Genomic DNA, 23,834 nt, shown 5'->3' on the forward strand with positions numbered 1-23,834 from the left:
CTTCATTCTATCACTTTTAAAAAACTTTGTCACGAATATGCCTTATAGTTCTCGATGTAAACGTTTTAGTGGGTTAGAGTCTGAAATAGATGGGAATTTATGGTATAATGTTGTTACTTACTAATTGTGAAATGAGGCATTTATTAATGCAGGATAAAAATTTAGTGAATGTCAATCTGACAAAGGAGATGAAGACGAGCTTTATCGATTACGCCATGAGTGTTATCGTAGCCCGGGCTCTTCCTGATGTTCGAGATGGCTTGAAACCTGTTCACCGTCGCATTCTCTACGGAATGAATGAATTGGGTGTGACTCCAGACAAACCTCATAAAAAATCTGCTCGTATTACAGGGGATGTCATGGGTAAATATCACCCTCATGGAGATTCCTCTATCTATGAAGCCATGGTCCGTATGGCTCAATGGTGGAGCTACCGTTACATGCTTGTAGATGGGCATGGAAACTTTGGTTCCATGGATGGTGATGGTGCTGCCGCCCAGCGTTATACTGAGGCACGTATGAGCAAGATTGCTCTGGAAATGCTTCGTGATATCAACAAAAATACAGTTGATTTCGTTGATAACTATGATGCCAATGAACGGGAACCCTTGGTCTTGCCAGCGCGTTTTCCAAACCTTTTGGTTAATGGAGCAACTGGTATTGCTGTTGGGATGGCAACCAATATTCCACCTCATAATCTGGGTGAAACCATTGATGCAGTGAAGTTGGTCATGGATAATCCTGAAGTGACTACCAAGGACTTGATGGAAGTCTTGCCTGGGCCAGATTTTCCAACAGGTGCCCTTGTCATGGGGAAATCAGGTATCCATAAGGCTTACGAAACAGGTAAAGGTTCGATTGTTCTTCGTTCTCGTACTGAAATCGAAGAAACTAAGACTGGCCGTGAGCGCATTGTTGTAACAGAATTTCCTTATATGGTCAACAAAACCAAGGTGCATGAGCATATTGTTCGCTTGGTTCAGGAAAAACGCATTGAGGGTATCACAGCGGTTCGTGATGAGTCAAACCGTGAAGGGGTTCGTTTCGTGATCGAGGTCAAGCGCGATGCCTCAGCCAATGTTATCCTCAATAACCTCTTTAAGATGACCCAGATGCAAACCAACTTTGGTTTCAATATGCTGGCTATCCAAAATGGGGTACCGAAGATTTTATCCCTTCGTCAGATTTTGGATGCTTATATCAAGCACCAAAAAGAAGTGGTTGTTCGTCGTACCCGTTTTGATAAGGAAAAAGCGGAAGCACGCGCTCATATCTTAGAAGGTCTCTTAATTGCGCTAGACCATATCGATGAAGTGATTCGTATTATCCGTGCTAGTGAAACGGATGCGGAAGCACAAGCTGAGCTGATGAGCAAGTTTAAGCTTTCTGAACGTCAAAGTCAGGCTATCCTAGACATGCGTCTTCGCCGTTTGACGGGATTAGAACGTGATAAGATCCAGTCTGAGTATGATGACCTCTTGGCTCTGATTGCGGATTTGGCGGATATTCTTGCTAAGCCAGAACGTGTTTCTCAAATTATCAAAGACGAATTAGATGAAGTTAAACGTAAATTTTCCGATAAACGCCGTACAGAGTTGATGGTCGGTGAAGTCTTGAGTCTTGAAGACGAAGATTTGATTGAAGAATCGGATGTCTTGATTACCCTTTCTAACAGAGGCTACATTAAGCGTTTGGATCAGGACGAGTTCACTGCTCAAAAACGTGGGGGTCGTGGTGTCCAAGGAACGGGAGTGAAAGATGACGACTTTGTTCGTGAGTTAGTGTCAACTAGCACCCATGATCACCTGCTCTTTTTCACAAATAAAGGGCGAGTTTATCGTTTGAAAGGTTATGAAATTCCTGAGTATGGTCGGACGGCCAAAGGACTACCAGTAGTTAATCTCTTGAAATTGGACGAAGGCGAAAGTATTCAGACTATTATCAATGTTGAGTCTGATCGCAGTGATGATGCCTATCTCTTCTTTACAACCCGTCATGGTATTGTGAAGAGAACCAGTGTTAAGGAATTTGCTAACATTCGCCAGAATGGTCTCAAGGCTTTGAACCTCAAGGATGAAGATGAGTTAATCAATGTCTTATTGACAGAAGAAGATACGGATATTATCATTGGTACCAAGTTTGGTTATGCAGTTCGCTTTAATCAATCAGCCGTTCGCGGCATGAGTCGTATCGCCACAGGTGTGAAAGGTGTTAACCTTCGTGAAGGAGATACAGTTGTTGGTGCCAGCTTGATTACTGATCAAGATGAGGTTCTTATTATCACAGAAAAAGGATATGGTAAGCGTACAGTCGCTACTGAATACCCAACAAAAGGTCGTGGTGGTAAGGGAATGCAGACAGCTAAAATTACCGAAAAAAATGGCTTGCTGGCCGGTCTTATGACTGTTCAAGGGGATGAGGATTTGATGATTATCACTGATACAGGTGTCATGATTCGAACCAATCTTGCCAATATTTCACAAACAGGACGCGCAACTATGGGAGTTAAAGTAATGCGCCTGGATCAAGATGCTCAGATAGTGACCTTCACAACGGTTGCAGCGGCAGAAAAAGAAGAAGTTGGGACAGAAAATGAAACAGAAGGTGAAGCATAATGTCTCAAAAAAATAATAAAAAGAAAAATAAAAGAAAAAATCTGCTGACAAATATCCTAGCAGGATTTCTGATAGTACTGTCACTGGCTTTGATTTTTAATGCGCAAATTCGAAATATTTTCATGGTCTGGAATACCAATAAGTATCAAGTTAGCCAGGTATCAAAAGAAAAAATAGAAGAAAATCAGGATACAGAAGGAAATTTTGATTTTGATTCGGTCAAAGCGATCTCTTCGGAAGCTGTTCTAGCTTCTCAATGGGATGCTCAAAAATTACCAGTTATTGGGGGAATTGCAATTCCTGAATTGGAAATGAATTTGCCGATTTTTAAAGGACTTGATAATGTTAATCTCTTCTACGGCGCTGGTACAATGAAACGCGAGCAAGTAATGGGAGAAGGAAATTATAGTTTAGCTAGTCACCATATCTTTGGTGTTGATAATGCTAATAAAATGTTATTTTCTCCTTTAGATAATGCTAAAAATGGTATGAAGATTTATCTAACCGATAAAAATAAAGTTTATACTTATGAAATACGAGAAGTCAAACGTGTGACACCGGATCGTGTTGATGAGGTTGATGATAGAGATGGGGTCAATGAAATCACATTAGTAACCTGTGAAGACCTTGCTGCTACAGAACGTATTATTGTAAAAGGTGATTTGAAAGAAACAAAAGATTATTCACAAACATCTGATGAAATCCTAACAGCTTTCAATCAACCATATAAACAATTTTATTAGTACAAATCAGTGAAATCTAGAATTTCACTGATTTTTTTTTAGATTTTCATAAAAATAAACTGTTATGAAATACAGAAAACGCTTCCTAAAATCTAAAGTTTGTGATATAATTATCAAGAAAAAAGATTTAGGAGTTTATTATGGTTTCTTCAGAATTTATCTCAAAGATTGAATTTGCTTGCAAGAAGAAGGAAAGTCTTTATAGTCAAAGCAAATTTAAGTATGCGATTCGTTCTATGTTTGCAGGTGCATTCTTAACTTTCAGTACAGCTGCTGGTGCAGTTGGGGCTGACTTGATTAATAAAATTGCACCAGGTAGTGGACGTTTCCTCTTCCCATTTGTCTTTGCTTGGGGCTTGGCCTACATTGTTTTCTTGAATGCCGAGTTGGTAACATCAAACATGATGTTCTTGACTGCAGGTAGTTTCTTGAAAAAAAATCTCTTGGAGAAAAACAGCTGAGATTTTACTTTACTGTACCTTGTTCAACCTTATCGGGGCTTTGATAGCAGGTTGGGGCTTTGCCCACTCAGCAGCCTATGCACATCTGACTCATGATAGTTTCATCTCAGGGGTTGTTGAGATGAAGTTAGGCCGCTCAAATGAATTAGTCTTACTTGAGGCGATTTTGGCAAATATTTTCGTTAATATTGCGATTCTTTCATTTGTTTTGGTCAAAGATGGTGGTGCCAAACTTTGGCTTGTTTTATCAGCGATTTACATGTTTGTATTCTTAACAAACGAGCACATTGCCGCAAACTTTGCTTCTTTCGCGATTGTGAAATTCAGTGTTGCTGCTGATTCAATTGCTAACTTCGGTGTTGGAAATATGCTTCGCCACTGGGGTGTAACCTTCATCGGAAACTTTATCGGAGGAGGCCTCTTGATAGGTCTTCCATATGCCTTCCTCAATAAAAATGAAGATACTTATGTAGATTAAGAAAATGAGCACGATTGAGTCGTGCTTTTTTCGATTTTGTAAGAAGTAATAGCCACTCCTTATATCAAAATATAAAAAGAGGTATTAGTCAAGATAGGTCGATAGTGCTACAATATCCTTAATGAAACTATATGGAGGTCGCCTTATGACTCGTGATTTTAAATTTGAAACCTTGCAACTACATGCTGGTCAAGTAGTTGATCCAGTAACTAAGTCTCGTGCGGTGCCGATTTATCAAACAACATCTTTTGTTTTTGATGATACGCAGGAAGGTGCCGATTTGTTTGCCTTGAGGAAACCAGGGAACATTTATACTCGTATTACAAATCCTACAACGGCTGCTTTTGAAGAAAGAATTGCAGCTCTCGAAGGTGGTGTCGGAGCTCTTGCAACAGCATCAGGTATGGCAGCAGTGACTTATACGATTTTGGCGCTTGCCCATGCTGGTGACCATGTAGTGGCTGCTTCGACTATTTACGGTGGAACCTTCAATCTCTTGAAGGAAACCCTTCCTCGTTATGGTATCACAACAGCCTTTGTCGATGTGGATAATTTGGAGGAAGTAGAAGCAGCGATCAAAGACAATACCAAGCTTGTCTTGATTGAAACCTTGGGGAATCCCTTGATAAACATTCCTGACTTGGAAAAATTGGCTGAGATTGCGCATAAACACCAGATTCCACTCGTTTCGGATAATACCTTTGCTACACCTTATTTGATTAATGTCTTTTCTCACGGTGTAGATATTGCCATTCACTCTGCGACTAAGTTTATCGGTGGCCATGGTACGACTATTGGTGGAGTGATCGTTGATAGTGGTCGTTTTGACTGGGCAGCTTCAGGAAAATTCCCTCAATTTGTTGAGGAAGACCCAAGCTACCACAATTTGAGCTATACTCGTGATGTGGGTGCAGCAGCCTTTATTATCGCTGTTCGTGTTCAATTGCTTCGTGATACAGGTGCAGCCTTGTCACCATTCAATGCTTTCCTCTTGCTACAAGGACTTGAAACCCTTTCACTTCGTGTGGAACGCCATGTTCAAAATGCTGAGAAAATTGTTTATTTTCTTGTCAACCATCCTAAGGTAGAAAAAGTAAATTATCCAAAACTTGCAGATAGTCCTTATCATGCCTTGGCTGAGAAATACTTGCCAAAAGGTGTGGGCTCCATCTTTACCTTCCATGTCAAAGGTGGGGAGGGAGAAGCACGCAAGGTAATTGATCATTTAGAAATCTTTTCTGACCTAGCAAACGTAGCAGATGCTAAATCGCTTGTTGTCCATCCAGCTACAACCACTCACGGTCAATTGTCAGAAAAAGATCTGGAAGCAGCAGGTGTCACACCAAACCAAATTCGTTTGTCAATCGGACTTGAAAATGTAGAGGATTTGATCGAAGATTTGCGCTTGGCCTTGGAAAAAATTTAAAGCAACAGAAGATAAACAGTGGGTTTCGACTCGCTGTTTTTGATTTTCCCTCAGGCATGATATAATGGTTACAGAAGTCTAGAAAGAGGAACGATATGAACGAAATCAAATGCCCCAACTGTGGGGAAGTCTTTACAGTAAATGAGAGCCAGTATGCTGAACTCTTGTCTCAAGTGAGAACGGCAGAGTTTGATAAGGAATTGCACGATCGGATGAAGCAGGAACTGGCCTTGGCTGAGCAAAAGTCCATGAATGAACAACAGTCTAAACTAGCTCAAAAAGACCAAGAAATCGCTCAATTGCAGAGTCAAATTCAAAACTTTGATACAGAAAAAGAATTGGCCAAGAAAGAAGTTGAACAGACAAGCCATCAGGCCTTATTGGCTAAGGACAAGGAAGTACAGGCTTTGGAGAACCAATTGGCCACTTTGCGTTTGGAGCATGAAAATCAACTGCAAAAGACCCTTTCTGACCTAGAAAAAGAACGGGATCAGGTTAAAAACCAGCTTCTTTTACAAGAAAAAGAAAACGAGCTTTCTCTTGCTTCAGTTAAGCAAAACTATGAAGCCCAGCTTAAAGCAGCTAGTGAACAAGTCGAGTTTTATAAGAATTTTAAGGCTCAACAATCTACAAAAGCCATCGGGGAAAGTTTGGAACACTATGCAGAGAGTGAGTTTAACAAGGTTCGCAGCTTTGCCTTTCCAAATGCCTACTTTGAGAAGGATAACAAGGTTTCTGCGCGTGGGTCTAAGGGGGACTTTATCTTCCGTGAGTGTGATGAAAATGGAGTGGAAATCATTTCCATCATGTTTGAGATGAAAAATGAAGCAGATGGAACAGAGAAGAAGCACAAGAATGCAGATTTTTACAAGGAATTGGACAAGGACCGTCGGGAGAAGAACTGTGAGTATGCGGTTTTGGTGACCATGCTTGAGGCCGATAATGACTACTTTAACACGGGGATTGTTGACGTCAGCCACGAGTATGAAAAGATGTATGTGGTTCGTCCTCAATTCTTTATTCAGTTGATTGGGCTCTTACGTAATGCGGCGCTTAATTCCCTAAAATATAAGCAGGAGTTGGCGCTTGTTCGCGAGCAAAATATTGACATTACGCATTTTGAAGAAGACTTGGATGCCTTTAAATTAGCTTTTGCTAAGAACTACAACTCAGCTTCGACCAACTTTGGTAAAGCAATCGATGAAATCGACAAGGCCATCAAACGCATGGAAGAGGTTAAAAAGTTCCTAACCACATCTGAAAACCAACTCCGTCTTGCAAACAATAAATTGGAAGATGTTTCAGTAAAAAAACTAACTCGAAAAAATCCAACCATGAAAGCAAAGTTTGAAGCGCTGAAGGAGGAGTGAGAAAGTAAAAATGAACGGTATTATCAACTTAAAAAAAGAAGCGGGGATGACATCGCATGATGCGGTTTTTAAACTGCGTAAGATTTTGGGAACTAAGAAGATTGGTCATGGTGGGACCTTGGATCCGGATGTGGTGGGTGTTTTGCCCATTGCGGTTGGTAAGGCGACACGCATGGTCGAGTTTATGCAGGACGAGGGCAAGGTCTATGAGGGGGAAATCACTCTGGGCTATTCCACGACGACTGAGGATGCCAGTGGGGAAGTGGTTGCAGAGACACCTGTTTTATCGCACTTGGATGAAAAGCGTGTCGATGAAGCGATTGCTAGCTTGACTGGGCCTATTATCCAGATTCCACCTATGTATTCGGCTGTAAAGGTCAATGGTCGCAAGCTCTATGAGTATGCGCGTGCTGGTCAGGAAGTGGAGCGTCCAGAACGTCAGGTGACTATTTATCAGTTTGAGCGGACAAGTTCGATTTCTTATGAGGGTCATTTTGCACGTTTTACTTTTCGTGTGAAATGCAGTAAAGGGACTTATATCCGTACCTTGTCAGTTGACTTGGGAGAGAAGCTTGGCTATGCGGCCCATATGTCTCAGTTAACTCGTACTAGTGCAGCTGGTTTGCAACTAGAAGATGCTCTTACCTTGGAAGAAATTGCTGAAAAAGTGGAGGCTAGCCAATTGGACTTTCTCCATCCTATAGAGATTGGAACAGGGGATCTTGTTAAAGTTTTCCTAAGTCCAGAAGAGGCTACAGAAGTGCGCTTTGGTCGTTTTATCGAACTCGAACAAACAGAACAAGAATTAGCTGCTTTTGAAGGAGATAAATTGTTAGCTATTCTAGAAAAACGGGACAATCTCTATAAGCCAAGGAAGGTTTTTAGCTAGTCTAACTGGGGTGTAGGGAGTGTTGTTTCCCCTAGACTATCCAAATCAGACTATAAATTTTGCAAAAAATGTGATAGAATAGACGACGGATAAAAAAACGGAGGATAGCATGCAAAATAGACCAATCATTATCGGAGTGACAGGTGGTTCTGGTGGTGGTAAGACCAGTGTTTCAAGAGCCATTTTATCGCATTTTCCTGATGAAAAGATTTCCATGATTGAGCATGATTCATACTATAAGGATCAGTCTCATTTGACCTTTGAAGAGCGTGTCAAAACCAACTACGACCATCCTTTTGCCTTTGATACAGACTTGATGATCGAGCAGATTAAGGAATTGTTGGCAGGGCGTCCGGTGGACATTCCGACTTATGACTATACAGAGCATACACGAAGTAGCAAGACTTATCGTCAGGAGCCTCAAGATGTCTTTATCGTTGAGGGGATTTTGGTCTTGGAGGATAAGCGTCTGCGTGATTTGATGGATATCAAAATTTTTGTGGATACGGATGATGATGTGCGCATTATTCGTCGTATCAAGCGTGATATGGAGGAGCGTGGCCGTAGCCTTGATAGCGTCATTGACCAGTACTTAGGTGTGGTTAAACCAATGTACCACCAGTTTATCGAGCCAACTAAGCGTTATGCTGATATCGTCATTCCTGAAGGAGTTAGCAATACAGTGGCTATCGATCTTTTGACAACCAAGATTGCTAAGATTTTGGAAGAAGCTCGAAACAGCAAATAATCAGATGTGGAGGCCTTGCCTCCTTTTTCTATTTTTCCCTCATAATGGTACATAAATGGAGATTTTTAGGCATATTTTTGGTATAATAATACCCATGAAAGAGCAAGTAAATGAATAGTAGGTGGAGATGGAAAAGTATTTATCGGTAACAACTTTGACCAAGTATCTGAAAATGAAATTCGATAAAGACCCTTACTTGGAACGGGTCTATTTAACTGGTCAAGTTTCCAACTTTCGTAAACGACCTACTCACCAATATTTCTCCCTAAAAGATGACCATGCAGTTATTCAAGCGACCATCTGGTCTGGAATTTATCAGAAATTAGGGTTTGACCTGGAAGAAGGGATGAAAATCAATGTGATTGGGCGTGTGCAGGTCTATGAACCAAGTGGTAGCTACTCCATCATCATTGAAAAGGCTGAGCCTGATGGGGTTGGGGCGCTTGCGATTCAGTTTGAACAACTCAAGAAAAAATTGACAGAAGAAGGCCTGTTTCAAGAACGTTTCAAGCAACCTCTGCCCCAATTTTCTAAGAGAATTGGTGTAGTGACCAGTCGCAGTGGAGCCGTGATTCGAGATATTATCACGACCGTCAGCAGGCGATTTTCAGGTGTTGACATTCTTCTCTATCCGACCAAGGTTCAAGGAGATGGAGCAGCAGAGGAAATAGCACGGAATATTGCGCGTGCTAATCAACGGGACGATTTGGACTTGCTCATTATTGGTCGTGGTGGAGGTTCCATAGAGGATCTCTGGGCCTTTAACGAAGAAATTGTGGTACGAGCCATTTTTGAATCTCGTTTACCAGTTATCTCTAGTGTGGGGCATGAGACGGATGTGACCTTGGCAGATTTTGTGGCAGATCGACGAGCTGCGACACCAACGGCTGCTGCTGAACTAGCAACACCTGTGACCAAGTTGGATCTATTAGCTCATTTGCAAAATCAGGAAAAACGGATGGCAACGGCAGTCCGAAATGTCCTATCTAAGAAACAAGAAGCTTTGAAAAAATGCAGTCAGTCTGTTATTTTTAGACAACCAGAGCGCTTGTATGATGGTTATTTGCAACGCTTGGATCAATTGCAACTGCGCTTAAAACAAAGTTTGCGAACACGGATTTCTGATAACAAACAAGTCGTCCAAGCAAGTACGCATCAGCTAGTCCAATTATCGCCTGTTACCAAAATTCAACGCTATCAGGACAGACTAGCTCAGTTGGACAAGCTCCTCCGTAGCCAAATGGCGCTGGTTTATGATGCTAAGGTTGCTGAAGTCAAGCGACTTTCGGAAGCCTTGCTGATGTTGGATACCAGTCGAATCGTGGCGCGTGGCTATGCTATTGTCAAGAAAGAAGAGTCCGTTGTAGATTCGGTTGAGAGTTTGAAGAAAAAAGACCAAGTGACGCTTTTGATGCGAGATGGTCAAGTAGAATTAGAGGTTAAAGATGTCAAAACAAAAGAAATTTGAGGAAAATCTAGCAGAACTGGAAACCATTGTCCAAAGTTTGGAAAATGGTGAAATTGCTCTGGAAGATGCGATTGCTGCCTTTCAAAAGGGTATGGTCTTGTCAAAAGAGCTCCAAGCGACGCTGGACAAGGCTGAAAAGACCTTGGTCAAGGTCATGCAAGAAGATGGAACAGAAAGTGATTTTGAATGAAGAAGCAAGAAAAATTAGCTCTTGTCGAGTCAGCCTTGGAAGACTTTTATGGAGACCAGCAGTTTGCCTCTAATTTGCGAGAGTCTGTTCTCTATTCCATTCATGCTGGTGGCAAGCGTATTCGACCTTTTCTCTTGTTAGAAGTTCTGGAAGCCTTGCAGGTCGCTATTAAACCTGCTCACGCACAGGTGGCTGCGGCTTTGGAAATGATTCATACAGGGAGCTTGATTCACGATGACCTTCCTGCCATGGATGATGATGATTACCGTCGAGGGCGTTTGACCAACCATAAGAAATTCGGTGAAGCTATGGCCATTTTGGCTGGAGATGCTTTGTTCCTAGATTCTTATGCCTTGATAGCGCAGGCAGATTTGCCAAGTCAGATCAAGGTGGACTTGATTGGCAACTTATCTCTTGCTTCAGGAAGTCTAGGCATGGTAGCAGGTCAGGTTTTGGACATGGAAGGTGAACACCAGCATTTGTCTTTGGAAGAACTTCAGACCATTCATGCTAATAAGACTGGAAAATTACTAGCTTATCCCTTCCAAGCAGCTGCTATCATAGCTGAATTGGCACCTGAAATTCAGGCAAAGCTGAAAACTGTTGGTGAATTGATTGGGCTTGCTTTTCAGGTCAGAGATGATGTGCTGGATGTGACCGCTAGTTTTGAGGAAATCGGCAAGACACCTCAAAAGGACCTACAGGCAGAAAAATCAACCTATCCAGCCTTGTTAGGCTTGGAAGAGGCCATTGCTTTTTGTAACCAGACTTTGGATCAAGCTAATGCCAAATTAGAAGAAATTGCCCAGCAGGTTCCCTTTGAGATAGAATCGATTGTAGAAGTAGTAGAAAGTTTGAGAATCAATGGCTAAGGAAAGAGTGGATGTACTAGCTTATAAACAGGGCTTGTTTGAAACGCGAGAACAAGCCAAGCGCGGTGTCATGGCTGGCCTAGTCGTAGCAGTTCTGAATGGAGAACGGTTTGACAAACCAGGAGAGAAAATTCCCGATGACACTGAGCTGAAACTCAAGGGTGAAAAACTCAAGTATGTCAGCCGTGGTGGCTTGAAATTAGAAAAGGCCTTGCAGGTCTTTGATTTGTCAGTGGATGGCGCGACCACGATTGATATCGGTGCCTCTACTGGTGGCTTTACCGATGTTATGCTACAGAATGGTGCTGAGTTGGTCTTTGCAGTCGATGTTGGTACCAACCAGTTGGCTTGGAAATTACGCCAAGACCCACGAGTTGTCAGCATGGAACAGTTTAATTTCCGCTATGCTGAAAAGACTGACTTTGAAAAGGAACCGAGCTTTGCCAGTATTGATGTGAGTTTCATTTCCCTCAGTCTGATTTTGCCGGCCTTGCACCGAGTCTTGGCAGATCAAGGTCAGGTTGTGGCTCTAGTTAAGCCACAGTTTGAGGCAGGTCGTGAGCAGATTGGGAAAAATGGAATTATTCGCGATGCTAAAGTTCATCAGAATGTCCTTGAATCTGTCACAGCTATGGCAGTAGAGGAAGGATTTTCAGTCCTTGGATTGGACTTTTCTCCCATCCAAGGTGGACATGGAAATATTGAGTTTTTAATGTATTTGAAAAAAGAAGATTCAGCAAGCAATCAGGTTCTTGCTGAGATTGAAGAAGTAGTAGAGAGGGCGCATAGTCAATTTAAAAATGAATAAAAAAGAGAGACTTGAAAAAATTAGACGATTTGTGACGGATTATCAAATCGGTACGCAAGAAGAAATCGTAGAACATCTGAAAGAAGCAGGCATCAGTGCCACTCAGGCAACGGTATCACGAGATATCAAAGAGCTAGGTATTGTCAAAATTCCTTTGAGAGACAACACCTATGTCTATGAATTACCAAAATCAATCGTAAAAAGTTTGCAACTGGCTGAAGACAATATCGAATCGGCTGAATTGATGGATAAGATGATCAATCTCCAAGTTATTCCAGGAAATACAGCCTTTGTAAAAGCTCAGTTAATCGAGACATTTGCTGACAAGATTTTTAGCTGTTTAGCTGATGATAGCTCGATTTTAGTCATTGCCAGAAGTGAAAGTCTAGCTGAGGAAATCTTTGAACAAGTAAAAAATTGGTAGGTCTATATGTTACTTGAAATTTCGATAAAAAACTTTGCCATTATTGAGGCTATTTCCCTCAATTTTGAAAAGGGGATGACAGTCCTGACTGGTGAAACGGGTGCAGGGAAGTCGATTATCATTGATGCCATGAATATGATGTTGGGAGCTCGTGCGACGACAGATGTTATTCGTCACGGTGCGCCAAAGGCAGAGATTGAGGGGCTTTTCTCAGTTGAAAATAGTCGCCTTTTACAGGAAATTTTTGATGAGCAAGGTTTGGAAATGGGTGATGAAATCATCATCCGTCGAGAAATTCTGCAAAATGGTCGTAGTATCAGCCGTGTGAATGGCCAGATGGTCAATCTGTCTGTTTTGCGTGCTATTGGGCAACATCTGGTGGATATTCATGGTCAGCATGATCAAGAGGAGTTAATGCGTCCTCAACTGCATATCCAGATGTTGGATGAATTTGGTGATACAGCCTTTTGGGCCTTGAAAGAAACCTATCAAACGAGTTTTGATGCCTATCGTAAAATGCGTAAGCAGGTTCTGGAAGTCAAGAAAAACCAACAGGAACACAAGGCTCGTATTGAAATGTTGGAATTTCAAATGGCAGAGATTGAGGCGGCAAACTTGCAGGCTGGAGAAGATCTGGCTCTCAATCAAGAGCGTGATAAACTTCTCAATCATAAAAATATTGCGGATACACTGACCAATGCCTACAGCATGTTGGACAATGAAGACTTTTCAAGTCTGGCCAATGTTCGTTCGGCCATGAATGACATGGAAAGTGTCGAAGAGTATGACACCGAATACTGTGAAATTTCCAGCTCTCTGTCTGAGACCTACTATGTCTTAGAAGACATTAGCAAACGTTTGGAAGCTATCATTGAGGATCTGGATTTTGACGGCAATCGTCTTATGCAGGTTGAGAATCGTTTGGACCTCCTTCATACTATTACCCGCAAGTATGGTGGGACTGTAGACGATGTCTTGCTTTATTTTGCCAAGATTACGGAAGAATACAATCTCTTGACAGGCAATAATCTTTCGTCTGAGGACATGGAAACAGAGCTCAAGAAATTGGAAGTTAATCTTGTCGATTTGGCAGGTCAACTTGCTTCTGCTCGTCATGATTTGGCTCAGCAATTGGAAGCCGAGATTAAACAAGAACTGCAAGACCTTTATATGGAAAAAGCCCAGTTTCAGGTTCGTTTTAGCAAGGGTAAATTCAGCCGTGAGGGCAATGAAATGGTCGAATTTTACATTTCAACCAACCCTGGTGAAGACTTTAAACCCTTGGTTAAGGTTGCATCTGGCGGAGAATTGTCTCGCCTCATGCTAGCTATTAAGTCTGCCTTTTCACGTAAAGAAGGCAAGACTAGCATTGTCTTTGATGAGGTGGATACGGGAGTTTCAGGCCGTGTAGCTCAGGCTATTGCACAGAAGATTCACAAGATTGGTCAGCATGGTCAGGTTCTGGCTATTTCCCATTTACCACAGGTGATTGCGATTGCAGATTATCAATTCTTTATTGAGAAGATTAGTAATGAGCATTCAACCGTTTCAACTGTTCGTCTCTTGACGGTTGAAGAGCGAGTGGAAGAAGTTGCTAAGATGTTGGCAGGTGATGATGTGACGGAAGCAGCCCTGACGCAAGCCAGAGAATTGTTGAGAAACAGGGAGAAATAAGATGACAGACTATTATGTAATTGGAGATGTTCACGGAAAAGCTGGGATGCTGGAAGACCTTCTCAAAACATGGGATGGTCAGACCCAGCTGCTCTTTCTAGGGGACTTGATTGACCGTGGTGAAGATAGTCGCCGTGTTCTTGAAATGGTCAAGGACTTAGTGGACAATCAAGGGGCTATCTGTTTATCAGGAAACCACGAGTATATGTTTCTGACTTGGCTCGATGACCCAGAAGAAAGCTATGACCACTATCGTCGTAATGGTGGTGATACAACCATTAACTCTATCCTAGGTCGTCCCTTGGATGCACCGGTTGATGGAGTAGAAGATGCCAAGCGTGTTGCTACTGAAGCGGCAGATTTGGTCGAATTTATTCGTCAAATGCCTTTTGTGGTAGAGACAGATAAGTATATCTTTGTTCACGCTGGTATTGATTTGACCTTGGATGACTGGCATGAAACCACAGATTATAAAAAAGTATGGCTTAGAAAACCATTCCACGAAGCAGAAAATCATACTGGAAAAATCATTGTCTTTGGTCATACACCAGTTTATGGTTTATTACAGCAAGAACGCGGTACAGCTGAGCTTTGGGTGACAGAAGACGGTAAGATTGGAATGGATGGAGGAGCTGTCTATGGTGGTGTCCTTCACGGGATTGTCTTTACAGACCAAGGAATGACAGAACATCACTTTATCGAAAATGACGGCTTTGTCGCTGAAGATTAGTACTCCTAGCAGGGTATGGTCTTGTCAAAATGTCAAAAACAATTTATAATAAATAGATACCCTGAAAGGAAGAGAATCATGAACTTAGAAGAATTGAAAAAACGACAGGAGAAGATCCGTAACTTCTCTATTATCGCCCACATTGACCACGGGAAATCAACTCTAGCAGACCGCATTTTGGAAAAAACAGAGACGGTTTCAAGTCGTGAAATGCAGGCCCAGCTTTTGGATAGCATGGATTTAGAGCGGGAACGTGGGATTACCATTAAGTTGAATGCCATTGAGCTGAATTATACTGCAAAAGATGGAGAAACTTATATTTTCCACTTGATTGACACGCCAGGTCACGTGGACTTTACCTATGAAGTTTCGCGTTCGCTAGCTGCCTGTGAAGGAGCGATTTTAGTGGTTGATGCTGCTCAAGGAATTGAGGCCCAAACCCTTGCCAACGTTTATCTGGCCTTGGACAATGATTTGGAAATCATGCCAGTCATTAACAAGATTGACCTGCCAGCAGCGGATCCAGAGCGCGTGCGTACTGAGATTGAAGATGTCATTGGTTTGGATGCTAGTGAAGCAGTTTTGGCTTCTGCCAAGGCTGGTATCGGTATTGAAGACATCCTTGAGCAAATCGTAGAAAAAGTACCAGCACCAACGGGTGATGTGACGGCACCACTTAAGGCCTTGATTTTCGACTCTGTTTACGATGCTTACCGTGGGGTTATCCTCCAAGTGCGTGTCATGGACGGAGTGGTCAAACCTGGAGATAAGATTCAGCTCATGAGCAATGGTAAGACCTTTGATGTGACCGAAGTTGGTATTTTTACTCCGAAAGCAGTTGGTCGTGATTTCCTTGCGACTGGTGACGTTGGATATATCGCTGCTTCTATTAAGACGGTTCAAGACACTCGTGTGGGTGATACCGTTACCTTGGCAACCAATCCTGCGGCAGAGCCATTACATGGTTACAAGCAGATGAATCCTATGGTCTTTGCGGGTCTCTATCCTATCGAGTCAAACAAGTACAATGACCTGCGTGAAGCGCTTGAAAAATTGCAGCTCAACGATGCCAGTCTGCAGTTTGAACCAGAAACATCTCAGGCACTTGGATTTGGTTTCCGTTGTGGTTTCCTTGGACTTCTTCATATGGATGTTATTCAAGAACGTTTAGAGCGTGAGTTCAATATCGACCTCATTATGACAGCTCCGTCTGTTATCTATAAAGTCAATCTGACAGACGGCGAATCTATGGATGTGTCTAACCCATCTGAGTTCCCAGATCCAACTAAGATTGCGACCATTGAAGAGCCTTATGTCAAGGCGCAAATCATGGTGCCGCAGGAGTTTGTCGGGGCAGTAATGGAATTAGCTCAGCGTAAGCGTGGGGACTTTGTGACTATGGATTATATTGATGACAATCGTGTTAATGTTATCTATCAAATTCCACTTGCTGAAATCGTCTTTGACTTCTTTGATAAACTTAAGTCTTCGACACGTGGTTATGCAAGTTTTGACTACGAATTGTCAGAGTATCGTCCATCTAAGCTGGTCAAAATGGATATCCTTCTCAATGGAGACAAGGTGGACGCCCTCAGCTTTATCGTTCACAAGGATTTTGCTTACGAACGTGGAAAACTTATCGTTGATAAACTCAAGAAAATTATCCCTCGTCAACAATTTGAAGTTCCAATCCAGGCAGCAATTGGACACAAGATTGTCGCTCGTACTGATATCAAGGCCCTTCGTAAGAACGTACTTGCCAAGTGTTACGGTGGTGACGTTTCTCGTAAACGCAAACTCCTTGAAAAACAAAAAGCTGGTAAGAAACGTATGAAAGCTATCGGATCAGTAGAAGTTCCTCAAGAAGCCTTTCTCAGTGTCTTGAGCATGGATGAAGAATAAAATTTTTACTTAAAAATTAGAGCAGGTTTATAAGCCTGCTTTTTATTATGGGAACATTGTTAATACTCTTCGAAAATCTCTTCAAACCACGTCAGCTTCACCTTGCCGTAGGTATGATCACTGACTTCGTCAGTCTTATCTACAACCTCAAAAGCATGTTTTGAGCTGACTTCGTCAGTTTCATCTACAACCTCAAAATCATGTTTTGAGCTGACTTCGTCAGTTCTATCTACAACCTCAAAACTGTGTTTTGAGCAACCTGCGGCTAGCTTCCTAGTTTGCTCTAGTATTAGAACAGAAAAAATGCTGATAGTATTTGTTTGTGTGTTTATTTTTATATAACAAACTATAAACGCAACAAAAATATAAAAAAAGAGACAAAAATCAACAGAAAACTATTGACAACGATTTCATATAGTGTTATACTTATGGCATAAAGTTAATGGAAAGAAGGGAAAACCTTATGGGATTAGATCATTTCTTTGACAAAAACCTTGTGTTTTGCTTAGAAGCGGATAATCAAGAACATCTCTTTGATCAGGTTGCAACTTTATTGGAAGAACGAGAAATCGTGACTCCAACCTATCGTGAAGCCTTGATCACGCGTGAAAAATCATTTCCAACTGGCTTAGATATGGAATTTTTGGGTAAGGATTTGCCAAATGTGTCTATTCCTCATACAGATATTGTTCATAATCTAGCTGAAAAAGTTGTGGTCGTTCGATTAGATAAACCTGTGACCTTCCACAACATGATTGCACCGGATAAGGAAGTAGAAGTATCCTTGCTCTTCTTTATTATCAATAACTCGAGTTCAAGTCAAACCAATATTCTTGCTCAGTTGATGGACTTCTTCACAGGAAATGGTCATCTTGAAGACCTATCAAAAATTTCTGAACCAGAAGCCCTCTATGCTTATATCGCTGAAGCAATTGCTTAATCTTGTCTATTAAAAATATTAAATTGGAGGAAATCCATATGATTAAAATTCTTGCTGCCTGCGGTGCAGGTGTTAACTCAAGCCACCAAATTAAAAGTGCTCTTGAAGAAGAACTTTCAAACCGTGGTTACGATGTGCACTGTGATGCAGTCATGGTCAAAGACGTTAACGAAGACCTTATCAAAGGTTATGACATCTTCACACCAATTGCTGCTACAGACCTTGGTTTTGACCCAGATATTCCAGTTATCGAAGCTGGACCAATCTTATTCCGTATTCCAGCAATGAGTGCTCCAGTATATGATAATATTGAAGCAGCCATCAAAGAACACGGGTTAAGCTAATTTTAATTTGTTAACATTCATATAACATAAAAAAGGGAGGAACTGTTATGGATGCAATATTTGGTCTAATCAAAGACTTTTTCACACCTATCTTAGATATGGGTGGTCCTGTCATCATGTTAATCATTTTGACAGTATTGGCTTTACTTTTTGGAGTGAAATTCTCCAAAGCGCTTGAAGGTGGTATCAAACTTGCCATCGCTCTTACTGGTATCGGTGCCATCATCGGTATGCTAAACACTGCTTTCTCAGCGTCGCTTGCAAAATTCGTTGAAAATACTGGTATTCAATTGAGTATTACAGACGTTGGTTGGGCACCACTTGCTACAATCACTTGGGGTTCTGCTTGGACACTTTACTTCTTGCTCATCATGTTGATTGTCAACATAGTGATGCTAGCTATGAAGAAAACTGATACACTTGACGTTGATATCTTTGATATCTGGCACTTGTCTATCACAGGTCTTTTGATTAAATGGTATGCAGATAACAACGGTGTGAGCCAAGGGGTTTCACTCTTGATTGCTACAGCAGCTATCGTGCTTGTTGGTGTGTTGAAAATTATCAACTCTGACTTGATGAAACCTACATTTGATGACCTTCTTAACGCTCCAAGTTCATCACCAATGACATCAACTCACATGAACTACATGATGAACCCAGTTATCATGGTTTTGGACAAGATTTTTGAAAAATTCTTCCCAGGTCTTGATAAATATGACTTTGACGCTGCAAAATTGAACAAGAAAATCGGTTTCTGGGGATCTAAATTCTTTATCGGTTTCATTCTTGGTATTGTAATCGGTATTATGGGAACTCCACATCCAATTGCAGGAGTTGAAGATGCAGATAAATGGCGTCTTGTTATCAGAGGATGGTTGTCTCTTGGTTTGACTGCCGGTGTATCTTTGGAACTCTTCTCACTTATCGGTTCATGGTTCATCGCTGCCGTAGAACCTCTTTCACAAGGTATTACAAACGTTGCTACTAAACGTCTTCAAGGACGTAAATTCAACATCGGTCTTGACTGGCCATTCATCGCTGGTCGTGCTGAAATCTGGGCTTGTGCTAACGTACTTGCACCAATCATGTTGATTGAAGCTGTGCTTCTTTCAAAAGTCGGAAATGGTATCTTGCCACTTGCAGGTATCATTGCTATGGGTGTTACTCCAGCTCTCTTGGTTGTAACACGTGGTAAATTGCTCCGTATGATTATCTTCGGAACACTCTTGTTGCCACTCTTCCTTCTTTCAGGTACACTTATTGCACCATTTGCAACAGAACTTGCTAAAGGTGTAGGTGCCTTCCCAGCAGGTGTGAGCGAAACTCAATTGATTACTCACTCAACTCTTGAAGGACCAATCGAAAAACTTCTTGGTTGGACAATTGGTAACACTACAACAGGTGATATCAAAGCAATCCTTGGTGCAGTAGTCTTCCTTGTATTCTATATCGGTATCTTTGCTTGGTACAGAAAACAAATGATCAAACGTAACGAAGAGTACGCAGCAAAAGCAAAATAATGCGCTCCTATAAAATGTAAATTGTTGAAACTAGGTTGTCATACCTTCTAGGAGTGACAGCCTAGTTTTTTATAAACTATCAAGAAATCGGAGAAAATAATGGTAATTGAATTAAAATCAGAACAATTAAGAGTTCAATTTAACAGTTTTGGTGGGGCTCTTTCTTCTATAAAAGATGTTGAGGGACTTGAGTATTTGTGGCAAGGGGATGCTACTTATTGGAGTGGACAAGCTCCTGTTCTCTTTCCTATTTGTGGTTCATTGAGAGAGGATACAGCACTTTATATAAATGATAATGGACAAGAAAGCAAAGGAATCATCCCTCGTCATGGTTTGGTTCGTAAGAAAGAATTTGAATTAGTTGAACAGACAGACAAGAGTGTAACTTTTGCAATTGAAGACGATGAGAATAGCTATCAGAACTACCCTTATCATTTCCGCCTAGAAATCACTTATAGCCTTACTGGCAAGACAGTACGGACTCAATACAAAATATTTAATAAAGAAACTAGCAAGGTCATGCCTTACTTTATTGGTGGCCATCCAGGCTTTAATTGTCCTCTACTGGATGATGAGGTCTATGAAGATTACTATTTAGAGTTTGAGAAAGAAGAGACTTGCTCTGTTCCACGTCCTTTCCCAGACACGGGTATGCTGGATTTTCAAGATAGAAGTCCATGGTTAGAGAATCAAAAAGAAATAGATCTTAGTTATGATCTTTTCAGCACAGATGCAGTGACTTTGGATGAATTGCAATCTCGAACAATTGCCCTTCGTTCTCGTAAACATGATAAGGGATTGAAAGTGCACTTTGCAGAGTTTCCAAACCTCATCATCTGGTCAACTTTGAACAAGGGACCTTTCATTGCCTTTGAACCATGGTCTGGCTTGTCAACATCCCTTGAAGAAGGAGATCATTTAGAAGATAAGAAGAATGTTCGTCTCTTAGAAGCCAATCAGGTTGGAGAATTAGGGTTTGAGATAGAAGTTTTATAAAAAAAGTAAAAAATAAATAACAAAAACAAACATAAACTGTTGACTTTTTCAAACAATAGTAGTATATTATGTTTGTGAGGACTAATTGACTGTTTTTTAAAGACAGCCAATACACTGCTGGAATCCAGCATAGAAAAAATAAAAAGGAGTATACAATATGTCTATTGTTATCGGTGCAGATGCTGCAGGTTTGAGATTGAAAGAAGTTGTGAAAGACTTCTTAGAAAAAGAAAATTTCCACGTTGTGGATGTTACAGCTGAAGGTCAAGACTTTGTTGATGTGACTCTCGCTGTTGCTGCAGAAGTAAACAAAGAAGAACAAAACCTTGGTATCGTGATTGATGCTTACGGTGCTGGTCCATTTATGGTCGCAACAAAAATCAAAGGAATGGTTGCTGCAGAAGTATCTGACGAACGTTCAGCCTATATGACTCGTGGCCACAACAACTCACGTATGATCACTATGGGTGCACAACTTGTTGGTGATGAATTGGCTAAAAACATCGCTAAAGGATTTGTTAACGGTAAATACGATGGTGGACGTCACCAAATTCGTGTCGACATGTTGAACAAAATGTGCTAATTAGATTACAGTAAGAAAGGTAAGATAAAAATGAGAATTGCAATTGGATGTGACCACATCGTAACAGATGAAAAAATGGCGGTTTCAGAATTTTTGAAATCAAAAGGATATGAAGTCATTGACTTTGGTACATATGACCATACACGTACTCACTACCCAATCTTTGGTAAAAAAGTAGGGGAAGCTGTAACTAGCGGTCAAGCTGATCTTGGGGTATGTATCTGTGGTACTGGTGTTGGTATCAACAATGCTGTAAATAAAGTTCCAGGTGTCCGTTCTGCCTTGGTTCGTGATATGACAACAGCCCTTTATGCTAAAGAACAATTGAACGCCAACGTTATCGGTTTTGGTGGTAAGATTACTGGTGAATTGCTCATGTGTGATATCATCGAAGCTTTCATCCATGCTGAATACAAACCATCTGAAGAAAACAAAAAATTGATTGCGAAAATTGAACACCTTGAAAGTCACAATGCTAAACAAACAGACGCAAACTTCTTCACTGAATTCCTTGAAAAATGGGATCGCGGAGAATACCACGACTAAGAGGTGACCTATGATTTTAACAGTCACAATGAACCCATCCATTGATATTTCTTATCCCTTGGATGAGTTGAAGATTGATACTGTCAATCGTGTGGTGGACGTAACCAAAACGGCTGGTGGTAAGGGACTCAATGTTACCCGAGTACTTTCAGAATTTGGGGATTCTGTTCTTGCTACTGGTTTAGTGGGTGGCAAACTTGGTGAGTTTTTGGTTGAACATATCGATGATCAAGTAAAGAAAGATTTCTTTTCAATTCAGGGAGAAACCCGGAACTGTATCGCTATTCTCCACGGAGACAACCAAACAGAAGTTCTTGAAAAAGGTCCTGAAGTATTGGAACAGGAAGGTCAAGACTTTTTGGAACATTTCAAAAATCTCCTAGAGTCAGTTGAAGTAGTAGCCATCTCGGGTAGTCTGCCAGCTGGTCTTCCAGTTGATTACTATGCGAGCTTGGTAGAACTTGCTAATCAAGCTGGTAAGCCTGTAGTCTTGGACTGCTCTGGTGCAGCGCTTCAGGCGGTTCTTGAATCACCACATAAACCAACAGTCATCAAACCAAATAATGAAGAATTGTCTCAACTTCTAGGAAGAGAAGTTTCTGAGGATTTGGATGAATTAAAAGAAGTCCTTCAAGAGCCTTTGTTTGCAGGTATTGAATGGATTATCGTTTCACTTGGTGCCAACGGTGCCTTTGCCAAACATGAGGACACTTTCTACAAGGTAGATATTCCTAGAATTCAGGTAGTCAATCCTGTTGGATCTGGAGATTCTACTGTGGCAGGAATTTCTTCAGGACTTCTTCACAAAGAATCGGATGCAGAATTACTCATCAAGGCAAATGTCCTTGGTATGCTCAATGCTCAAGAAAAAATAACTGGTCATGTCAACATGGCCAACTATCAAGCTCTATATGATCAAATAATAGTAAAAGAGGTATAAAATGGCTTTAACAGAACAAAAACGTGCACGCTTAGAAAAACTTTCTGATGAAAATGGTATCATCTCAGCTCTTGCATTTGACCAACGTGGTGCGTTGAAACGCCTCATGGCTCAACACCAAACAGAAGAACCAACTGTGGCTCAAATGGAAGAACTTAAAGTTTTGGTAGCAGATGAATTGACTAAATACGCTTCATCTATGCTTCTTGACCCTGAGTATGGACTTCCAGCGACTAAAGCTCTTGATGAAAAAGCTGGTCTTCTCCTTGCTTATGAAAAAACAGGTTATGACACAACAAGCACAAAACGCTTGCCAGACTGCTTGGATGTTTGGTCTGCAAAACGTATTAAAGAAGAAGGTGCAGATGCAGTTAAATTCTTGCTTTACTATGATGTAGATAGCTCAGACGAACTCAACCAAGAAAAACAAGCTTACATCGAACGTATCGGTTCTGAGTGTGTGGCTGAAGATATTCCATTCTTCCTTGAAATTCTTGCTTACGATGAAAAAATTGCTGACGCAGGTTCTGTAGAATACGCGAAAGTAAAACCACACAAAGTTATTGGTGCTATGAAAGTCTTCTCCGACCCACGCTTTAACATTGATGTATTGAAAGTAGAAGTTCCTGTTAACATTAAATATGTTGAAGGCTTCGCTGAAGGTGAAGTGGTTTATACACGTGAAGAAGCAGCAGCCTTCTTCAAAGCTCAAGATGAAGCAACTAACTTGCCATATATCTACTTAAGTGCTGGTGTATCAGCTAAACTCTTCCAAGATACTCTTGTATTTGCTCATGAATCAGGTGCAAACTTCAATGGTGTTCTTTGTGGCCGTGCTACATGGGCTGGATCAGTTGAAGCATACATCAAAGATGGTGAAGCAGCAGCTCGCGAATGGCTTCGCACAACTGGTTTTGAAAACATTGACGAACTCAACAAAGTTCTTCAAACAACAGCGACTTCATGGAAAGAACGCGTGTAAGAAAGTCCTCCTAGGTTAGGAACATGAATCTAAAAATTTTTAAAAAAAGTTGTATGTAAGTGGTAAGAGTTTTTAGAAAATCAAATAATTCAATATTTTTAGGAGAACAGAGAAATCTGTTCTCTTTTTTGTTCGCTTAAAATTCTATTTGAGAGGAGTTCAACGATGGTAGGATTAGAGAT

At 41.2% G+C, this 23,834-nt stretch carries 22 protein-coding genes and 1 pseudogene; all 23 read left to right on the plus strand.

All coding sequences use genetic code 11. From position 1 onward, the window contains the following. Positions 1-146: 146 nt before the first annotated feature. The 23 genes and pseudogenes from gyrA (at position 147) to lacD (ending at position 23,652) form a co-directional block, all read left to right on the plus strand. Complete coding sequence (gyrA, locus tag OC529_RS11575) at positions 147-2,615, plus strand: DNA gyrase subunit A (RefSeq protein WP_262082225.1); 2,469 nt, start codon at positions 147-149, stop codon at positions 2,613-2,615. Beyond that, entirely contained in the window at positions 2,615-3,358 is a 744-nt protein-coding gene (gene srtA / locus OC529_RS11580) for a sortase SrtA (protein ID WP_130886013.1), read from the plus strand. The genes gyrA and srtA overlap by 1 nt, the downstream gene beginning before the upstream one ends. Before the next feature lie 140 nt (positions 3,359-3,498). Next, positions 3,499-4,297: pseudogene (locus tag OC529_RS11585) on the plus strand (formate/nitrite transporter family protein). A 145-nt stretch (positions 4,298-4,442) separates the two neighbouring features. Next, positions 4,443-5,723, plus strand: a complete 1,281-nt coding sequence (locus tag OC529_RS11590; RefSeq protein ID WP_262082226.1) for an O-acetylhomoserine aminocarboxypropyltransferase/cysteine synthase family protein — start codon at positions 4,443-4,445, stop codon at positions 5,721-5,723. A 95-nt stretch (positions 5,724-5,818) separates the two neighbouring features. Continuing rightward, on the plus strand, positions 5,819-7,093 hold the full coding sequence (locus OC529_RS11595; RefSeq protein WP_262082227.1) for a DUF2130 domain-containing protein: 1,275 nt from the start codon (positions 5,819-5,821) through the stop codon (positions 7,091-7,093). Between the two features lie 10 nt (positions 7,094-7,103). Beyond that, entirely contained in the window at positions 7,104-7,982 is an 879-nt protein-coding gene (gene truB, locus OC529_RS11600; protein WP_262082228.1) for a tRNA pseudouridine(55) synthase TruB, read from the plus strand. Positions 7,983-8,091: 109 nt separating this feature from the next. Then, positions 8,092-8,730, plus strand: coding sequence for a uridine kinase (gene udk / locus OC529_RS11605; protein ID WP_001181376.1), 639 nt, complete (start codon positions 8,092-8,094; stop codon positions 8,728-8,730). 127 nt (positions 8,731-8,857) lie between these two features. After that, positions 8,858-10,198: an exodeoxyribonuclease VII large subunit gene (xseA, locus tag OC529_RS11610; protein ID WP_262082229.1), complete on the plus strand. Its 1,341-nt coding sequence runs from the start codon at positions 8,858-8,860 to the stop codon at positions 10,196-10,198. Further along, the gene (locus tag OC529_RS11615; protein WP_000043226.1) at positions 10,176-10,388 is read left to right on the plus strand and encodes an exodeoxyribonuclease VII small subunit; all 213 of its coding nucleotides are present in this window, start codon (positions 10,176-10,178) and stop codon (positions 10,386-10,388) included. The genes xseA and OC529_RS11615 overlap by 23 nt, the downstream gene beginning before the upstream one ends. Beyond that, positions 10,385-11,260 (plus strand): polyprenyl synthetase family protein, encoded by an 876-nt coding sequence (locus OC529_RS11620; RefSeq protein WP_262082230.1) that lies wholly within the window; start codon positions 10,385-10,387, stop codon positions 11,258-11,260. Before OC529_RS11615 ends, OC529_RS11620 begins: the two co-directional genes overlap by 4 nt. Next, a complete protein-coding gene (locus tag OC529_RS11625; RefSeq protein ID WP_262082231.1) occupies positions 11,253-12,068 on the plus strand; it encodes a TlyA family RNA methyltransferase in 816 nt (271 codons plus the stop codon). Before OC529_RS11620 ends, OC529_RS11625 begins: the two co-directional genes overlap by 8 nt. Next, a complete protein-coding gene (locus tag OC529_RS11630; RefSeq protein ID WP_136936852.1) occupies positions 12,061-12,492 on the plus strand; it encodes an arginine repressor in 432 nt (143 codons plus the stop codon). The genes OC529_RS11625 and OC529_RS11630 overlap by 8 nt, the downstream gene beginning before the upstream one ends. A gap of 6 nt (positions 12,493-12,498) precedes the next feature. After that, a complete protein-coding gene (gene recN, locus OC529_RS11635) occupies positions 12,499-14,166 on the plus strand; it encodes a DNA repair protein RecN (protein ID WP_262082232.1) in 1,668 nt (555 codons plus the stop codon). 1 nt (position 14,167) lies between these two features. Then, on the plus strand, positions 14,168-14,896 hold the full coding sequence (locus OC529_RS11640) for a metallophosphoesterase family protein (protein WP_112443730.1): 729 nt from the start codon (positions 14,168-14,170) through the stop codon (positions 14,894-14,896). A gap of 78 nt (positions 14,897-14,974) precedes the next feature. Beyond that, positions 14,975-16,798: a translation elongation factor 4 gene (lepA, locus tag OC529_RS11645; RefSeq protein WP_078238629.1), complete on the plus strand. Its 1,824-nt coding sequence runs from the start codon at positions 14,975-14,977 to the stop codon at positions 16,796-16,798. 463 nt (positions 16,799-17,261) lie between these two features. Next, positions 17,262-17,738, plus strand: coding sequence for a PTS sugar transporter subunit IIA (locus OC529_RS11650; protein ID WP_262082233.1), 477 nt, complete (start codon positions 17,262-17,264; stop codon positions 17,736-17,738). Between the two features lie 38 nt (positions 17,739-17,776). Beyond that, positions 17,777-18,082, plus strand: a complete 306-nt coding sequence (locus OC529_RS11655; protein ID WP_173233539.1) for a PTS sugar transporter subunit IIB — start codon at positions 17,777-17,779, stop codon at positions 18,080-18,082. Positions 18,083-18,129: 47 nt separating this feature from the next. Continuing rightward, a complete protein-coding gene (locus tag OC529_RS11660; RefSeq protein ID WP_262082234.1) occupies positions 18,130-19,605 on the plus strand; it encodes a PTS galactitol transporter subunit IIC in 1,476 nt (491 codons plus the stop codon). A gap of 99 nt (positions 19,606-19,704) precedes the next feature. Next, entirely contained in the window at positions 19,705-20,601 is an 897-nt protein-coding gene (locus tag OC529_RS11665; RefSeq protein WP_262082235.1) for an aldose 1-epimerase family protein, read from the plus strand. A gap of 157 nt (positions 20,602-20,758) precedes the next feature. After that, positions 20,759-21,184 (plus strand): galactose-6-phosphate isomerase subunit LacA, encoded by a 426-nt coding sequence (lacA, locus tag OC529_RS11670; RefSeq protein WP_000029277.1) that lies wholly within the window; start codon positions 20,759-20,761, stop codon positions 21,182-21,184. A gap of 30 nt (positions 21,185-21,214) precedes the next feature. Continuing rightward, the gene (lacB, locus tag OC529_RS11675; protein WP_261060859.1) at positions 21,215-21,730 is read left to right on the plus strand and encodes a galactose-6-phosphate isomerase subunit LacB; all 516 of its coding nucleotides are present in this window, start codon (positions 21,215-21,217) and stop codon (positions 21,728-21,730) included. A 10-nt stretch (positions 21,731-21,740) separates the two neighbouring features. Then, positions 21,741-22,670 carry a tagatose-6-phosphate kinase gene (locus OC529_RS11680; protein WP_112443726.1) on the plus strand — a complete coding sequence of 310 codons (930 nt, stop codon included), beginning with the start codon at positions 21,741-21,743 and terminating at the stop codon, positions 22,668-22,670. A gap of 1 nt (position 22,671) precedes the next feature. Continuing rightward, entirely contained in the window at positions 22,672-23,652 is a 981-nt protein-coding gene (gene lacD, locus OC529_RS11685) for a tagatose-bisphosphate aldolase (RefSeq protein WP_001229114.1), read from the plus strand. The last annotated feature ends 182 nt before the right edge of the window (positions 23,653-23,834 follow it).

This window comes from Streptococcus sp. Marseille-Q5855, from assembly GCF_946901985.1.
Classification (GTDB): domain Bacteria; phylum Bacillota; class Bacilli; order Lactobacillales; family Streptococcaceae; genus Streptococcus.

Coding starts and splice junctions, on each gene's coding strand:
- OC529_RS11655 (WP_173233539.1), top strand. CDS start 17,777: ATGATTAAAATTCTTGCTGCCTGCGGTGCAGGTGTTAACTCAAGCCAC.
- OC529_RS11620 (WP_262082230.1), top strand. CDS start 10,385: ATGAAGAAGCAAGAAAAATTAGCTCTTGTCGAGTCAGCCTTGGAAGAC.
- truB (WP_262082228.1), top strand. CDS start 7,104: ATGAACGGTATTATCAACTTAAAAAAAGAAGCGGGGATGACATCGCAT.
- lepA (WP_078238629.1), top strand. CDS start 14,975: ATGAACTTAGAAGAATTGAAAAAACGACAGGAGAAGATCCGTAACTTC.
- OC529_RS11625 (WP_262082231.1), top strand. CDS start 11,253: ATGGCTAAGGAAAGAGTGGATGTACTAGCTTATAAACAGGGCTTGTTT.
- OC529_RS11680 (WP_112443726.1), top strand. CDS start 21,741: ATGATTTTAACAGTCACAATGAACCCATCCATTGATATTTCTTATCCC.
- OC529_RS11615 (WP_000043226.1), top strand. CDS start 10,176: ATGTCAAAACAAAAGAAATTTGAGGAAAATCTAGCAGAACTGGAAACC.
- OC529_RS11630 (WP_136936852.1), top strand. CDS start 12,061: ATGAATAAAAAAGAGAGACTTGAAAAAATTAGACGATTTGTGACGGAT.
- lacB (WP_261060859.1), top strand. CDS start 21,215: ATGAGAATTGCAATTGGATGTGACCACATCGTAACAGATGAAAAAATG.
- OC529_RS11665 (WP_262082235.1), top strand. CDS start 19,705: ATGGTAATTGAATTAAAATCAGAACAATTAAGAGTTCAATTTAACAGT.
- xseA (WP_262082229.1), top strand. CDS start 8,858: ATGGAAAAGTATTTATCGGTAACAACTTTGACCAAGTATCTGAAAATG.
- srtA (WP_130886013.1), top strand. CDS start 2,615: ATGTCTCAAAAAAATAATAAAAAGAAAAATAAAAGAAAAAATCTGCTG.
- lacA (WP_000029277.1), top strand. CDS start 20,759: ATGTCTATTGTTATCGGTGCAGATGCTGCAGGTTTGAGATTGAAAGAA.
- OC529_RS11660 (WP_262082234.1), top strand. CDS start 18,130: ATGGATGCAATATTTGGTCTAATCAAAGACTTTTTCACACCTATCTTA.
- OC529_RS11590 (WP_262082226.1), top strand. CDS start 4,443: ATGACTCGTGATTTTAAATTTGAAACCTTGCAACTACATGCTGGTCAA.
- OC529_RS11595 (WP_262082227.1), top strand. CDS start 5,819: ATGAACGAAATCAAATGCCCCAACTGTGGGGAAGTCTTTACAGTAAAT.
- recN (WP_262082232.1), top strand. CDS start 12,499: ATGTTACTTGAAATTTCGATAAAAAACTTTGCCATTATTGAGGCTATT.
- OC529_RS11650 (WP_262082233.1), top strand. CDS start 17,262: ATGGGATTAGATCATTTCTTTGACAAAAACCTTGTGTTTTGCTTAGAA.
- gyrA (WP_262082225.1), top strand. CDS start 147: ATGCAGGATAAAAATTTAGTGAATGTCAATCTGACAAAGGAGATGAAG.
- lacD (WP_001229114.1), top strand. CDS start 22,672: ATGGCTTTAACAGAACAAAAACGTGCACGCTTAGAAAAACTTTCTGAT.
- OC529_RS11640 (WP_112443730.1), top strand. CDS start 14,168: ATGACAGACTATTATGTAATTGGAGATGTTCACGGAAAAGCTGGGATG.
- udk (WP_001181376.1), top strand. CDS start 8,092: ATGCAAAATAGACCAATCATTATCGGAGTGACAGGTGGTTCTGGTGGT.